This is a genomic window from Halopelagius longus, from assembly GCF_900100875.1.
Taxonomy (GTDB): Archaea; Halobacteriota; Halobacteria; order Halobacteriales; family Haloferacaceae; genus Halopelagius; species Halopelagius longus.
Genome location: NZ_FNKQ01000003.1, coordinates 364,270 through 377,523, shown reverse-complemented (window position 1 = coordinate 377,523; position 13,254 = coordinate 364,270). Strand labels below are relative to the sequence as shown.

At 65.6% G+C, this 13,254-nt stretch carries 12 protein-coding genes and 1 tRNA gene; 6 read left to right on the top strand and 7 right to left on the bottom strand.

Translation table 11 applies throughout. From position 1 onward, the window contains the following. Window positions 1–89 precede the first annotated feature (89 nt). Together BLS11_RS19870 and BLS11_RS12600 are read left to right on the top strand one after the other, a co-directional pair. The gene (locus BLS11_RS19870) at window positions 90–224 is read left to right on the top strand and encodes a hypothetical protein (protein ID WP_258555460.1); all 135 of its coding nucleotides are present in this window, start codon (window positions 90–92) and stop codon (window positions 222–224) included. A gap of 31 nt (window positions 225–255) precedes the next feature. Further along, window positions 256–498 carry a DUF7535 family protein gene (locus BLS11_RS12600; protein ID WP_092537959.1) on the top strand — a complete coding sequence of 81 codons (243 nt, stop codon included), beginning with the start codon at window positions 256–258 and terminating at the stop codon, window positions 496–498. A 6-nt stretch (window positions 499–504) separates the two neighbouring features. On the opposite strand, the gene BLS11_RS12595 is transcribed toward BLS11_RS12600, so the two are convergent. From BLS11_RS12595 to BLS11_RS19445, 3 genes are all read right to left on the bottom strand, one after another. After that, on the bottom strand, window positions 505–1,503 hold the full coding sequence (locus BLS11_RS12595) for an ornithine cyclodeaminase family protein (RefSeq protein WP_092537957.1): 999 nt from the start codon (window positions 1,501–1,503) through the stop codon (window positions 505–507). Window positions 1,504–1,759: 256 nt separating this feature from the next. Then, window positions 1,760–3,394 (bottom strand): thermosome subunit beta, encoded by a 1,635-nt coding sequence (gene thsB, locus BLS11_RS12590; RefSeq protein WP_175454469.1) that lies wholly within the window; start codon window positions 3,392–3,394, stop codon window positions 1,760–1,762. 294 nt (window positions 3,395–3,688) lie between these two features. After that, a complete protein-coding gene (locus tag BLS11_RS19445; RefSeq protein WP_175454449.1) occupies window positions 3,689–3,862 on the bottom strand; it encodes a hypothetical protein in 174 nt (57 codons plus the stop codon). Window positions 3,863–4,139: 277 nt separating this feature from the next. On the opposite strand from BLS11_RS19445, the gene BLS11_RS12585 reads away from it, so the two are divergent. The 3 genes from BLS11_RS12585 to BLS11_RS12575 all read left to right on the top strand — a co-directional run bounded on the left by BLS11_RS12585 (window position 4,140) and on the right by BLS11_RS12575 (window position 9,613). Continuing rightward, window positions 4,140–5,933, top strand: a complete 1,794-nt coding sequence (locus tag BLS11_RS12585; protein ID WP_092537955.1) for a S8 family serine peptidase — start codon at window positions 4,140–4,142, stop codon at window positions 5,931–5,933. A gap of 174 nt (window positions 5,934–6,107) precedes the next feature. Further along, window positions 6,108–8,468, top strand: coding sequence for a beta-glucosidase (locus BLS11_RS12580; RefSeq protein ID WP_175454448.1), 2,361 nt, complete (start codon window positions 6,108–6,110; stop codon window positions 8,466–8,468). Between the two features lie 161 nt (window positions 8,469–8,629). Continuing rightward, window positions 8,630–9,613 carry a DUF7972 family membrane protein gene (locus BLS11_RS12575; protein WP_092537951.1) on the top strand — a complete coding sequence of 328 codons (984 nt, stop codon included), beginning with the start codon at window positions 8,630–8,632 and terminating at the stop codon, window positions 9,611–9,613. A gap of 482 nt (window positions 9,614–10,095) precedes the next feature. Here BLS11_RS12575 and BLS11_RS12570 read toward each other — a convergent pair. From BLS11_RS12570 to BLS11_RS12560, 3 genes are all read right to left on the bottom strand, one after another. Continuing rightward, window positions 10,096–10,176: transfer RNA gene (locus BLS11_RS12570), tRNA-Ser, on the bottom strand. Window positions 10,177–10,205: 29 nt separating this feature from the next. Beyond that, window positions 10,206–10,412 (bottom strand): DUF7981 family protein, encoded by a 207-nt coding sequence (locus BLS11_RS12565; RefSeq protein WP_092538603.1) that lies wholly within the window; start codon window positions 10,410–10,412, stop codon window positions 10,206–10,208. A 2-nt stretch (window positions 10,413–10,414) separates the two neighbouring features. After that, entirely contained in the window at window positions 10,415–10,795 is a 381-nt protein-coding gene (locus BLS11_RS12560; protein ID WP_092537949.1) for a Rid family detoxifying hydrolase, read from the bottom strand. A gap of 139 nt (window positions 10,796–10,934) precedes the next feature. Here BLS11_RS12560 and BLS11_RS12555 point away from each other — a divergent pair, with 139 nt between their 5' ends. After that, a complete protein-coding gene (locus tag BLS11_RS12555) occupies window positions 10,935–11,789 on the top strand; it encodes an SDR family NAD(P)-dependent oxidoreductase (RefSeq protein ID WP_092537947.1) in 855 nt (284 codons plus the stop codon). 30 nt (window positions 11,790–11,819) lie between these two features. On the opposite strand, the gene ilvA is transcribed toward BLS11_RS12555, so the two are convergent. Then, entirely contained in the window at window positions 11,820–13,031 is a 1,212-nt protein-coding gene (gene ilvA, locus BLS11_RS12550) for a threonine ammonia-lyase (RefSeq protein WP_092537945.1), read from the bottom strand. Window positions 13,032–13,254: the final 223 nt, after the last annotated feature.

Genomic DNA, 13,254 nt, shown 5'->3' with positions numbered 1-13,254 from the left:
GACTCTCCGAACGGCGACCCGAGTCCCGAACTGTGTAGTTCGAAGTGAAATTCCCCTAGATTTACATTATCAGCCGAGAGAATGGATGCATGCACTGCCGTGACTGCGAGGTGGAGATGCGACGGGCGGACGACAAAGTCGGGTCCGACTGCGCGGACAGGCGGACGTACGAGTGTCCAGAGTGCGGCCAGACGCGGGAGGCCGCGCGGTGGCGTTCACTGTAGTTCGATAGCGGTCCGTCGGCCAGTTTTTTTCGTGCAACCGCCCGTAGCGACCGGTACGAGCGACGAAAACCGGCCCGGACTTCTGACGCGCGCGTACAGAACGGCCACGCCCGGTTACGCCTCCCACGAAGACAGAGAGATGGACTCGCTGGGGTGGACGATGTTCCTCCTCGTCGTCGTCCTCTTCATCCCCTTCTTACCGCTCCTCATCGCCGTCTGGCTGGTTACGAAGGTTCTCGACGCCGTCGCCGGGCGCGGCGGGGCGGAGGAGTAACCCGACTCAGTTCTCGCCCGCGAGGCCCAACAGGTCGAACGGGTAGCCGTTGTCGTTCTCGTCTGCGTGTTCGTAGACGACGTGGGCGGCCGCGACGTCCTGAATCGCAAGTCCCGTCGAGTCGAAGACGGTGATGCCGTCGTCGTCGGTGCGGCCCGCTTTGTCGCCGACGACTATCTCGCCGATAGCGCCGTAGATGTCGTCGTCGGTGAGGACGCCCTCGTTGTAGGGGACGTTTATCTCGCCGGAGTGGGTCGTCTGCTCGTGGTCGTCGATGACGAGTTTGGCGTCCAGCAGTATCTCGTCTTCGAGTTCGTGTTTCCCCTCGGCGTCCGCGCCCATCGCGTTGATGTGGGTCCGGTCGCCGACGGCGTCCCGCGGGACGATCGGCGATTCGACGGGCGTGACCGTCGAGAGTACGTCGCAGGCGGCCGCTTCCTCGATGGACCCCGCGCGCACGTCGAATCGGTCCTCGAAGGCGTCGATGAAGTTCGCGACGCGTTCCTCGTCGACGTCCGAGATTACGACGTCTTCGATGTCGCGGACCGTCGAGATGGCCTCCAACTGGGTGTACGACTGGACGCCCGCGCCGACGATGCCCATCGAGGTGGCGTCCTCGACGGCGAGGTGGTCGGTGGCGACGGCCGCCGCCGCGCCCGTTCGCTTCATCGTCAGTTCGGTGCCGTCCATGATGGCGAGGGGGAACGCCGTCTCCGGCGAGGAGTACACCATCGTTCCCATGACGGTGGGGAGGCCGTGTTCGTCGTTGTCGGTGTGGACGTTGACCCACTTGATGCCCGCGGCGTCCCAGTCGCCGGCGTCCATGTAGGCGGGCATCGACCGGAAGTCGCCGTTGTACCGCGGCAGGTCGATGTAGGACTTCGGCGGCATCTGCGCGTCGCCGCGTTCGAAGGCGGCGAACGCCTCCTCGACGGCGGGGATGAGGTCCGCCATGTTCGCGTTCTCGTGGACGTCGTCGCTGTTCAGGAGTAGCGTCTGCATGATGGCGTTCTGTTTCTGCGACCGCCACTTAGTTCATACCGAAATCGGACTCGGAGCCACAGAACCGGGAACTTTTCGAACACAGTCCGTATTCTATCGTGTACTTCGGATGGCGGACAAGGTGGTGTCCGCGGAGCGACGCGATTGCGCCACTCGACGCTGGCGGTGAGGAGTCGGCGAAAAAACGGTCGGTCGTACGGTCGGCGCGCGGTGCAGTGAGGGTCGGGAGTCGGCGTGTGAGTGTGGCTGTCGGCCTACTTCACATCGCGCCGCCCATGCCGCCCATGCCGCCCATGCCGCCGCCGGGCGCGCCGCCCTCGTCGTCGTCGCCGCCGGTGCTGAGGTCGCCCGCGGCGATGATGTCGTCGATTTTGAGGACGAGGTTCGCGGCCTCGGTGGCGGAGGAGACGGCCTGCTCCTTCGCGTGGGCGGGTTCGACGATGCCCGCCTCGAAGGTGTCTTCGACGTCGCCGCTGAAGACGTTCAGACCGGCGCGCTTCTCGCCGTCCTCGTGGGCCGCGCGGAGGTCCACGAGCGTGTCGATGGAGTCGAGACCGGCGTTCTCGGCGAGGACGCGGGGGACGAGTTCGACCGCGTCGGCGAACGCCTCGACCGCGAGCTGTTCGCGGCCGGAGACGGAGTCAGCGTAGTCGCGGAGGCGCGAGGCGAGTTCGACCTCGATTGCGCCGCCGCCCGCGAGGACGCGGCCGTCGGAGACGGTCGTCGCGACGACGTTGAGGGCGTCCTCGACGCCGCGTTCGAGTTCGTCGACGACGTGGTCGGTCGAACCGCGCAGCAGCATCGTGACGCCGTGGAAGTCGTCGCCGACGCCCTCGACGTAGAACAGTTCGTCCTCGTCGTCGCGGCGGACGCTGCCGGTGCCGAGGTCCGCGGCTTCGAGGCTGTCGAGGTCGGAGACGACGCTGCCGCCGACGATGTTCTTGAGGAAGCCGATGTCGGACTTCTTCGTCCGGCGGACCGCGAGGATGCCCTGCTTCGCGAGGTAGTGCTGGGCGAGGTCGTCGATGCCCTTCTGACAGAAGACGACGTCCGCGCCGGCCTCGGCTATCTTGTCGACCTTCTCCTTCAGCTGTTTTTCCTCTTGGTCGAGGAACTGCTGAAGCTGGTCGGGGCTCTCGATGCTGACCTGCGTGTCCACGTCCGTCTCCTCGACCTCGATGGGTTCGTTGAGGAGGAGGATGCTGGCGTCCTCGAAGGTGACGGGCATGTCGTCGTGGACGGGGTCCTTGTCGATGACCGCGCCGTTGAGCAGTTCGGACTCGGCGGCGGAGCGCCCCGTCTGCGTCTCGATGGAGACGTTCTCGAGGTCGACGACGTAGGACCCGTCGTCGGCTTCGACGGTGATCTGCTGGACCGCTTGGACGATGATGTCGGCGAGAAGCTCCTTGTTGAGTTCGGAGCTCTTGCCGGTCATCGACGTCTCGGCGACCTTCTTGATGAGTTCTTCGTCGTCGGGTTCGACGTCCTCGGCGATGTCGTCGATCTCCTCGCGGGCCTGCTGGCTGGCGAGGTGGAAGCCCTTGATGATCGCCGTCGGGTGGATGTCCTGTTCGAGGAGGTCCTGGGCGTTCTTCAGGAGTTCGCCCGCGATAGCGACGGCCGTCGTCGTCCCGTCGCCGGCCTCGTCCTCTTGGGTCTCGGCGACTTCGACGATCATCTCGGCCGTCGGGTTGTCGATGTCCATCTCCTTGAGGATGGTCACGCCGTCGTTCGTGATGGTGACGTCACCCATCGAGTCGACGAGCATCTTGTCCATCCCCTTCGGGCCGAGTGTCGAACGTACGGCCTCCGCCACAGCACGGGCGGCAGTGATGTTGTACTCCTGCGCGTCGCGGTCCTTGACGCGCTGGGCGTCCTCTCCCATGATGATCATGGGCTGACCCTGCTGCATTCGCTGACTCATAGTTCACCGAGAGATTGTTTGTGATTCTATATAAAATTTGGGTTTCGGATAACCGAGAGGGTTGTCACCACCGCGCACGGAGTATCGCAGAACCACTCCGTCGTCGTGGTTACCTCCCGATTCGACCGCCTCCGTCGTACTCGGCGACCGTTCGGTTCTCGCGAATGCGGGGGTAGATTTATGTACGAGAGTTCGAGTCGGCGGCGGGACGGGGCGGCGGCAAAAAGGTCGTGTGTCGGGGACGCGGCCTGCGGCCGGGCGGCCTCACTCCTCGTCCGGAAGATCGTCCGTCAGAAACGGCGTCTCGGGAGTCGCCTCGAACGGCGGGAGTTCCTCGTCGGACTCCACGGCCTCTATCTCGCGCGAGTAGAGACGCTCTTGGAGCTGATTCCTCTTGTTGCGGCCCTTCCGCTCCCGGCCATTCTTTGTGTCTGGCATTGTCAACCGTGGCAAGGACACCCGTGTTGATGAATGTTTGGGTGACCGACGCACACCTCCGCGAGAGGCGGCAGTTCGCGCGTTCGTCCCACCTCGTCCTCCCTTTCTGCCGTTCACCCGCACGTTCTCTGTCTCCGGAACGACAGGACTCGACGTTCGAACGGTTTTCGTGAGTAAGTAGATTTATTACGTATCTGATTTCGTATAGTTCTGTATCCTATGTTTGTACATTCCACCGGAATGTGCTTCAAACGTAGGATTTCGAACAACAAACCAAATGACAAACTCTAATCAACTCAGTCGTCGCCGGCTCCTCACACTCGCCGGCGCGGGAATCGGTATCGGAACTGCGGGGTCGGGCGTCGCAAGCGCGTCTCGGGGCCGTTTCGTCGTCGGCACCGCCTCGAAGGGGGCGGCCCGAGAGGCGCGCAGGCGCGCGTCGTCGGTGAAGCGCGTCTTCGACTTCGGCGACATCGGTCACGCCGTCGCGGGCACCTTCCCCGAAGAGGCCCTCCGCGGACTGTCTCGACGCCCCGACGTGCGCTACGTCGAACCCGACGGCGTCGTCCGCGCCATCTCCGGGCCCGCGGACATAGATGCGAGTTCGAGCGAAGTGCCGTGGGGCGTAGACCGGGTGGACGCCGAGAAGGTCGCCGACGCGACGACGGGGTCCGGGTCCCACGTCGCCGTCATCGACACCGGCATCGACAACGACCACCCCGACCTCGCGGAGAACCTCGGCGAGGGCGTCGCGTTCACCGTCGGGAAGGACTGGCGCAACGACTCCAGTACGGACCCGAGCGACTGGAACGACGGCAACGGGCACGGGACCCACGCCGCGGGCATCGCCGCCGCCGTCTCGAACGGCGAGGGCGTCGTCGGCGTCGCGTCCGGGGCGACGCTCCACGCGGTCAAAGTCCTCGAAGACGACGGTAGCGGAACGTACTCCGACGTGGCGGCCGGCATCGAGTACGTCGCCGACAACGGCTGGGACGTGGGCAGTCTGAGTCTCGGCGGGACGCTCTCCTCGACCATCGAGGACGCGTGCAACTACGCCGCCAACAATGGCGTGCTACTGGTCGCCGCGGCCGGAAACGAGGGCGCGGACGTCGCCCAAACGGCCCCCGCCGCGTACGACTCGGTCGTCGCGGTCAGCGCCACCGCCGACGACGACTCCGTTCCCGAGTGGTCGAACTACGGCGACGAAATCGAACTGGCGGCCCCCGGCGTCGAAATCACCTCGACGTACAGCGACGGCAGGTACGCGGTGCTCTCCGGCACGTCGATGGCTTGCCCGCACGTCGCGGGCGCGGCGGGCCTCCTGATGGCCGCCGGCCACTCGAACGCGGACGCCCGGACGCGCCTGCGCGACACGGCGGAGGACGCCGGTCGGACCGGACACGACGTGCGCTACGGGTACGGCATCCTCGACGTGGAGGCGGCGGTCGGCACGACGACGGACGACGGCACGACGGACGACGGAAGCGGCGACGACGGGTCCGCGGACACGTCGCCGCCGTCGGCGCCGGCGAACCTCTCGTCGCCGGCCCACACCGACGCGGCGGTCGAGTTGGCGTGGGACGCGGCGTCGGACGACACCGGCGTGGACCACTACGACGTCTACGCGGACGGGACGCGCCTCGGCGAGGTGGCCGATACCGCCTGTACGGTCACGGGACTCGACGCCGGGACGACGTACGAGTTCTTCGTCACGGCGACGGACGCGGCGGGCAACGAGTCCGACCCCAGCGAAACGATTACGGTCACGACGGACGCCGCGGGCGGGACGGCACCGGTCGTCGATACGTTCGCCGTCGCGTCGGCCAGTCCGAACAACCCCCACGCCGAAGTCGAAGTCGAGTGGGGCGTCTCGGGCGGCCCCGACTCCGTGACCGTCGAACTGTACCGCGGGAGCATCAGCACGGGCGAGTCGCCCCTCGCGCGGTGGTCCGGCGCGACGGGAAGTCGCTCCTTCACGGAGAAGTTCGGGTCGCCGGCGGAGTACACCGTCCGATTAGTCGCGTCGAACGCCGCGGGCGAATCCGTGGCGACGCGTCGCCTGACGGCCTGAACCGACCCTACAGCTCGCTCTGCGTCTCGTATTTTTCGATATGACGGATGCGTCCCGTCTCCGGGCGCTGCCCCGCCGCCATCTCAGATAGTAACTGCCGAGAGAACATCCGAGTAGTATTACTTTCTAATGTACTTAATAAACTATTATGGTATGTGGTTGCCATTTTCACCCATGGATGGGCAATCCAGAGAGAATGTAGACGTATCACGATTTGTCGAACAGACGCGGCGACAGTTCCTCGGCGTCGCCGGGGCCGGTCTCTTGGCCGCGGGGGGTGCCGGCGGCGTCGCCGCCGCGGACGACTCCGACGGGGATGGGGCGGACGTCGAGAGCCTCCTCGAATCGCTGTCGCTCGAACAGAAGGTCGGGCAGATGCTCCAAGTGAACGTCGGGAGTCTCGACCCCGCGGAGGTGGGCGACTATCTGACGAAGTACCACGCGGGGTCGCTCCTCTCCGGCGGGGCGAACCCGCCGACGAACGACCCCGAAGAACTCCGGAAGCAACTCGACGAACTCCAGCAGTTCGCCGCCGACAACACCGACCACGGGATTCCGTTCGCCTACGGTCTGGACGCCGTCCACGGGAACGTCACGGTGGACGGCGCGACGGCGTACCCCCACAACCTCGGATTAGGTGCGACACGAAACCCCGAACTGACGAGGAAGGCCGCAAAGCAGACGGGGAAGTCGGTCAGAGCGGTCGGGGCGCACTGGAACTTCGCGCCGGACGCTGACCTGCAACGCGACCCCCGGTGGGGTCGGTTCTACGAGGGATTCAGCGAGGACCCGCACCTCGCCTCGGAGATGGTCTCGGCGGCGACGGAGGGAATGCAGACGCGCGAGAACGGTTGCGTCACCGTCGGCGCGACGGTGAAGCACTTCGCGGGCTACTCCGAACCGGAGAACGGCAACGACCGCAGTCCGGCGCACATCCCGATGCGGATGCTCAGACAGAAGTTCTTCCCGCCGTTCCGCGCCGGCGTCCAGTCGCAAACGGAGAGCATCATGGTCAACAGCGGATCGGTCAACGGCGTCCCCGCGCACGCCTCTAAGTTCCTCCTCACCGAGGTGCTCCGCGAGTGGTGGGGGTTCGAGGGCGTCCTCATCTCCGATTGGGACGACTTCGACCGCATGATGACGATCCACGAGTACGTCCCGACGTTCCGCGACGCCGTCCGCGAGGGCATCAACGCCGGCGTGGACGTCTACATGGAACCGGAAGAGCCAGAGCGGTTCGTCACGACCCTCGTGGACCTCGTGGAGTCCGGCGAAGTCGAGACGTCCCGAATCGACGAGGCGGTAAAACGCGTCCTCCGGTTCAAGAAACACCTCGGCTTGCTTGACGATAGCGGGCCGGACTTCTCGGTGAGCGAGCAGGTCGGCGCGGGTCGAGACACGGCTCGGAAGGCGGCGACGGAGTCGATGACGCTCCTGAAGAACGCCGAGGAGACGCTCCCCATCTCGGACGCCGACACGGTCCTCGTGACGGGTCCCAACGCCGACAACGTCCGAAACCAGATGGGCGGGTGGACGCTCGGGTGGCAGGGGCTTCCCGAAGATTCGGAGGCTCAACCCGCCGCGGTGACCATCGTCGAGGGGATGAAGGAGGCGGCGTCCGACGGCACCGAAATCGTCTCCGTGCCGACCGGACACACGTTCAACCCGTTCGCGCCCGACGAGTTCCCCTTCGACAACGAGTCCGAAGTCGTGGACGCCGCCGAGAACGCCGACGTCGCCGTCGTCGTCGTCGGCGAAGGGCCTTACTCCGAGGGCTTCGGCGACACCGACACGCTCGAACTCCCCGGCGAACAGCCCGAAATCGTCGACGCGGTGGCCGAGACGAACACCCCCACCGTCGGCGTCGTCGTCGCCGGTCGCCCGCGCGGGCACCCGGAGACGATGGAGAAGTTCGACGCGGCCCTGATGGCGTACCAACCGGGGACGGAGGGCGGTACGGCGGTCGGTCGCACGCTCTTCGGCGACGTTGACCCCAGCGGGCGACTCCCGTTCACGTGGCCGCACACGACGGGCGACCTCATCAACGTCTACAACCACCTGCCGCCGGCGAATCGCGGCGACGAGGAGTCGCAGTTCCCGTTCGGCCACGGCCTGAGTTACACCTCCTTCGAGTACGAGAACCTCCAGATCAGTCCCGGCGAGTCCGCGGGCGACGGCAGTCTCGGCACCATCGAGGTGTCGGTGAAGGTGACGAACACTGGCGACAGGGCGGGCACCGACGTGGTGGAGGCGTACAACACCCAGTCGTTCGGGTCGGTCATCCACCCCGACGAGCGACTGATGGGGTACACGCGCGTCTCCCTCGACTCCGGCGAGAGCAAGACCGTCACCATCGACGCGCCGTTGGAGACGCTCTTGGTCCTCCCGGGCGACGTGCCGGGCAACGCGGACGAACTGACCATCGAGGACGGCCAGTACGCCGTCACCGTCGGCGAGATGACGGAGACGTTCACCGTCGGGTCCGGCGGCTACACCGACTGGAAGGTCGGAGTGATAGAGGAGATGCAGGAGTAGACGCGACTCGCACCCCACCGTCGCGAGTCGTCCGTCCGGTGCTTCGCGAACCACCCCGTTTTCTTTCGGCGCGGTCGGTCCGACGCGTCGCTCCGTCTCCGGTCGCCGGGTTGCATACTCGTGGTTGACATTTATTCCCCGCTCGCGTGTTGCGTGTCCGTATGGCGGACACGACCGAAGGCTCGGCCGACCACCGTCCGATTACGGGACTCACACGGTGGTTCCTGCTCTCGGGTGATCGACTCCTCGTTTCGCTCGTCTTACTCTTCGGGGTCGGCGCGGCGTTTTTCGCGGTCGGGATTCTCGACCTCGCCACGGTGACGACGCCGAACCGGGTGATGTGGTACCTCAACGGCACCGTCAACGGCCTCCTGACGCTCGTCCCGATTACGGTCGGCGTGAACCAGATCGTCCTCTCTCACGAGTTCGGCTCCGTACAGGACCTCTACGAACGCCGGACCGACATCACGGACTTTCGAGAGCGCGTCGAAGACCGAACCGGGACCTCGGTGAGTTCGCCGCACGCGTCACCCTTCTTCGGAACGCTCCTCTCCGCCGTCTCGGACGCCGCCGGAACGGCTCAGGACCGATTCGACCGCTCGCGGGCGGACGAGCGAGTGGCGAACGACGTCGCGGAGATAACCCAGTCGGTCATCGAAGAAGCGGAACGGACGAACGACGAGTTGGCGGCCGACGACACGAGCATGCTCCGGACGTTCCTCACGATGCTCGATTACCGTAATTCGGGGCAGTTCCACGACGTTCGACGAATTCAGGCGGAACTCTCCGATTCCGACGCGGAGACGGCCGAAGAGCTACAACGGATCACCGAACTGTTCGTCGAAGTCGACGCCGCGCGGCAGTTCCTCAAAACGGTGGTCGTCGAACGGCAGTTGGCGCGTCTCTCACGACTCCTCGTCTACACCGGCGTCCCCGCGGTGACCGTCGCCACGATAGGTATCTTCTCGTATCGAGACATCGCCGGTCTGACGCTGCCGCACGCCGCACTCGTCGGTGTCGCGGGGGCGATAATCGTCGCGACGCTCGTCCCCCTCGCGATACTGAGCGCGTACATCCTCCGCGTGGCGACGATCGCCCACCAAACGGCGGTGTACGGACCGTTCATCCCGGAATCCGACGACTGACTCGTCGCTTCGTTTTCGGCGAGACGCCTCGATCAGGGGTTAGAGAAGCGCCGGGACAGGGATTTGAACCTCACTCGCAAATCGAAGATCTGCTCGTTGGCTCAAATCCCGTCGTAACCGCTCGCAAACTTCTACTCGCGTACTCGCGGCGATGAAACGCCTCGCTGGGGAGTTAGAAGTGAGAGAAGCGCCGGGACAGGAATTTGAACTACGGTCGCTCCTTTCAGTCGCTCCCTAGTTCGAATCCGTCCGTAGACGTTCACCGAACTCGACCGGCGTCGCTCGGCGACGAGACGCCTCGCTCGGCGGTCAGTTTCCGAAGAAGCGCCGGGACAGGGATTTGAACCGAAACCAGACGTGCTCGCTCACTACGTTCGCTGCGCGCGACTGGTAGGGTTCAAATCCCGTCGTAATCGCTTGCAAACTTCTACCGCGTACGCTCGGCGATAAACGCCTCGCTCGGGGGTTAGAAGTTAGAGAAGCGCCGGGACAGGGATTTGAACCCTGGATCCCAAAGGGAACACGCTTTCCAGGCGTGCGCCTTACCACTCGGCCATCCCGGCTTACAGTTCAACGTATCCCGTTGAGTAGTTTAAGTCCTTCCTTTCGTGGCGATACGGCGCTCGGTGGCGTACGTCACGCCGGAGACGACGCCGCCGACGACGACGGCGACGACGAGAGAGCCGAGGACGCCGAACGACAACGGACCGACGAGGAGCCGATACCCCTGCAGGGCGGCGAGAAAGCTGAAACAGCCGATAGCGCCCCACAGGAGTGCGGACTTCGTTCGCGGCCGCACGTTCACTCGGCGTCGGCGATGGCCTCTATCTCGACGCCGACGCCCTTCGGCAGGTTCGCCACCTCGACTGCGCTTCGGGCCGGGGGCTCCTCCTCGAAGTAGCCCGCGTACGTCTCGTTCATCTCCTCGAAGTCCTCGATGTCGTCGAGGAAGACGCTCACCTTCAACACGTCCGCCGCCGTCGCGCCCTCGGCGTCGAGAATCGCCATCACGTTGTCGAGGGCCTGTTCCGTCTGCGTGGCGATGTCCTCGTCGTCCAGCAGTTCCCCGTCGGGCGTCAGCGGAATCTGTCCCGCCGTGAAGAGGAGCGACCCGTTCGTCGTCGCCTGACTGTACGCGCCCACCGCGGCGGGTGCCTCGTCCGTGCTGATGATGCGCTTCATGTCCGGGGCGTCGGCGTCGGGCGACTTAAATCCGGGAGAACCCTCAGGGGTGCGCTACTCTCCCTCGAAACCGAACGTCTCGGCTCCTGACGCGGCGACACGCTCAGATTGATACCGCTCTCGCCCGTCAGTGTCCCACATGGCGGACCCCGCTACGGTAGAGTTCGGCGCGGACGACGTACTGGTTTTAGAGGACGACCGCTTCGGCCCCGAGAGCGTCTGTCTCGTGACGGGCGCGGCGTCCGGTATCGGCCGGGCGACGGCCGCCGCGATGGCGACGAACGGCCTCACCGTCGTCGGAACCGACGTGGACGGCGACGGACTCGCCTCGATGAAGGCGTTGGTCGAAGACGAGATGGACGCGCCGGGCGAGGTGGTCACCGTCGAGGCGGACCTGACCGACGACGACGAGATGCGGGCGTTGGTGGAGGAGGCGGCGACGCACGGCGACGTGCGCTACCTCGCGAACATCGCCGGGATGCAGCACATCTCGCCCCTCGAGGAGTTCCCGATGGACGTCTACGACACGATGCACGAGGTGATGGTCCGCGCGCCGTTCCTCCTCTCGAAACTCGTGATGCCGCACGTTCGAGAGACGGACGACGGCGTCGGCGCGATAGGCAACATGTGTTCCATCCACGGTCACGTCGCCACGCAGGACAAAGCGGCGTACATCACCTCGAAGTTCGCCCTGCGCGGCCTCACGAAGTCCATCGCCGCCGAAGGCGAGGGGGCCCTCCGCGCGTTCACCGTCTCGACCAGTTACGTCTCGACGCCGTTGGTCGAAGGCCAGATTCCCGACACCGCGGAGGAACGCGGCATCTCCGAGGAGGAAGTCGTCGAGGACGTGATGCTCGGCGGGTCGCGCGTGAAAGACATGATGCGTCCGATTCAGGTGGCGAACCTGTTCGCCTTCGGGTTCTCGAAGCACGGCCAACATCTCGACGGCGCGGACATGACGTGGGACGGCGGCCACCTCGGCACGTACGAGTAGAGGCGAGGACGCGGAGCGTACGACCGGCGTTCAGGCGAGGACGTCCACCTCGTACCCCCGTTCGCGGAGGGCCGCGAGGAGTTCCTCGACGTGGTCGTGGCCCCGCGTCTCTAAGTCCAGTTCCACGTCCGCCTCGTTCATCGAGATGTTGCGCGAGGTACGGTCGTGCTGGATGGCGTAGATGTTCGCTCGGGTGTCCGCGAGGACGGAGACGAGTTCCTGTAGCGCCCCCGGGCGGTCCTTCAGCACGGTCCGAATCTTCAGGTACCGCCCCGTCTCCACGAGGCCGCGCATGACCACCGTCGTCAGTTGGTTGAGGTCGATGTTCCCGCCCGAGAGGAGGGGGACGACGGTTTCGCCCTCCTCGTAGTCGAACGCCTCGAACAGGAGGGCCGCGAGGGCGACGGCCCCCGCGCCCTCGACGAGCGTCTTCGACCGTTCGAGCAGGTACGTCAGCGTGACGGCTATCTCCTTGTCGGAGACGGTCACCACCTCGTCTACGTGCTCTCGAATGACCTCGAACGGCGTCTCGCCGACCCGTCGGGTGGCGATGCCGTCCGCGATGGTGTCGACGCTGTCGAGTTCGTAAATTGCGCCCTTCTGAAGCGAATCCGCCGCCGAGGAGGCACCGTCCGACTGCACGCCGACGACGCGCACGTCGGGGTTGCGGGCCTTCACCGCGGTTGCGATGCCGGCGATGAGGCCGCCGCCGCCGATGGGGACGACCACGGTGTCGAGTTCGGGGCAGTCCTCGACGATTTCGAGGCCGATGGTCCCCTGTCCGGCCATCACCGAGGGGTCGTCGAACGCGTGGACGTACGTCCGGTCCTCCGCGCGTTCTATCTCGTGGGCCTTCGCCTGCGCCTCGTCGTAGTCCGCGCCGTGGAGGACTGTCTCGCCGCCGTAGCGTTCCGTCGCCTTCACCTTCGAGATGGGGGCGTGCTCCGGCATCACTATCTTCGAGTTCACGCCCGCCCGCGTCGCCGCGAGTGCGACGCCCTGCGCGTGGTTCCCGGCACTCGCCGTCACCACCCCCGCGGCCTTCTGTTCCTCCGAGAGGGTGGCGATGCAGTTCATCGCGCCGCGAATCTTGAACGCCCCCGTCCGCTGGAAGTTCTCCAGTTTCAGGTACACCTCCGCGCCCGTCATCTCCGAGAACGTGTGCGAGTAGTCCAACGGTGTCCGCCTCGCCACGTCTTCGATTCGGTCGCGCGCCGCAGTAACATCCGAGAGCGAGAGCATGCTTGCGGTTCCCAGTGGTCTCGGTTAATCGTTTTGGGGCGTCGGGTCGGGGACGGGAACCCGCCTCCGCGCCGTCGGCCGCCTGGCCGAGACGAGGCCGCCGCTAAGGAGTGTAGAAGGGGGGAAAGGGGGGGAATGCACGCGTGTGACGTGCATCTGTTTTTCGTTCCGCGCACTATATAAACGTCATGTACCCGGAGCGAAAGTGAAATCGAAGGACGGC

Excerpts from the sequence above, each read along its gene's own strand:
- BLS11_RS12585 (WP_092537955.1), top strand. The coding sequence starts at position 4,140 with ATGACAAACTCTAATCAACTCAGTCGTCGCCGGCTCCTCACACTCGCC.
- BLS11_RS19445 (WP_175454449.1), bottom strand. The coding sequence starts at position 3,862 with ATGCCAGACACAAAGAATGGCCGGGAGCGGAAGGGCCGCAACAAGAGG.
- BLS11_RS19870 (WP_258555460.1), top strand. The coding sequence starts at position 90 with ATGCACTGCCGTGACTGCGAGGTGGAGATGCGACGGGCGGACGACAAA.
- BLS11_RS12580 (WP_175454448.1), top strand. The coding sequence starts at position 6,108 with ATGGATGGGCAATCCAGAGAGAATGTAGACGTATCACGATTTGTCGAA.
- BLS11_RS12555 (WP_092537947.1), top strand. The coding sequence starts at position 10,935 with ATGGCGGACCCCGCTACGGTAGAGTTCGGCGCGGACGACGTACTGGTT.
- BLS11_RS12560 (WP_092537949.1), bottom strand. The coding sequence starts at position 10,795 with ATGAAGCGCATCATCAGCACGGACGAGGCACCCGCCGCGGTGGGCGCG.
- BLS11_RS12575 (WP_092537951.1), top strand. The coding sequence starts at position 8,630 with ATGGCGGACACGACCGAAGGCTCGGCCGACCACCGTCCGATTACGGGA.
- thsB (WP_175454469.1), bottom strand. The coding sequence starts at position 3,394 with ATGATCATCATGGGAGAGGACGCCCAGCGCGTCAAGGACCGCGACGCG.
- ilvA (WP_092537945.1), bottom strand. The coding sequence starts at position 13,031 with ATGCTCTCGCTCTCGGATGTTACTGCGGCGCGCGACCGAATCGAAGAC.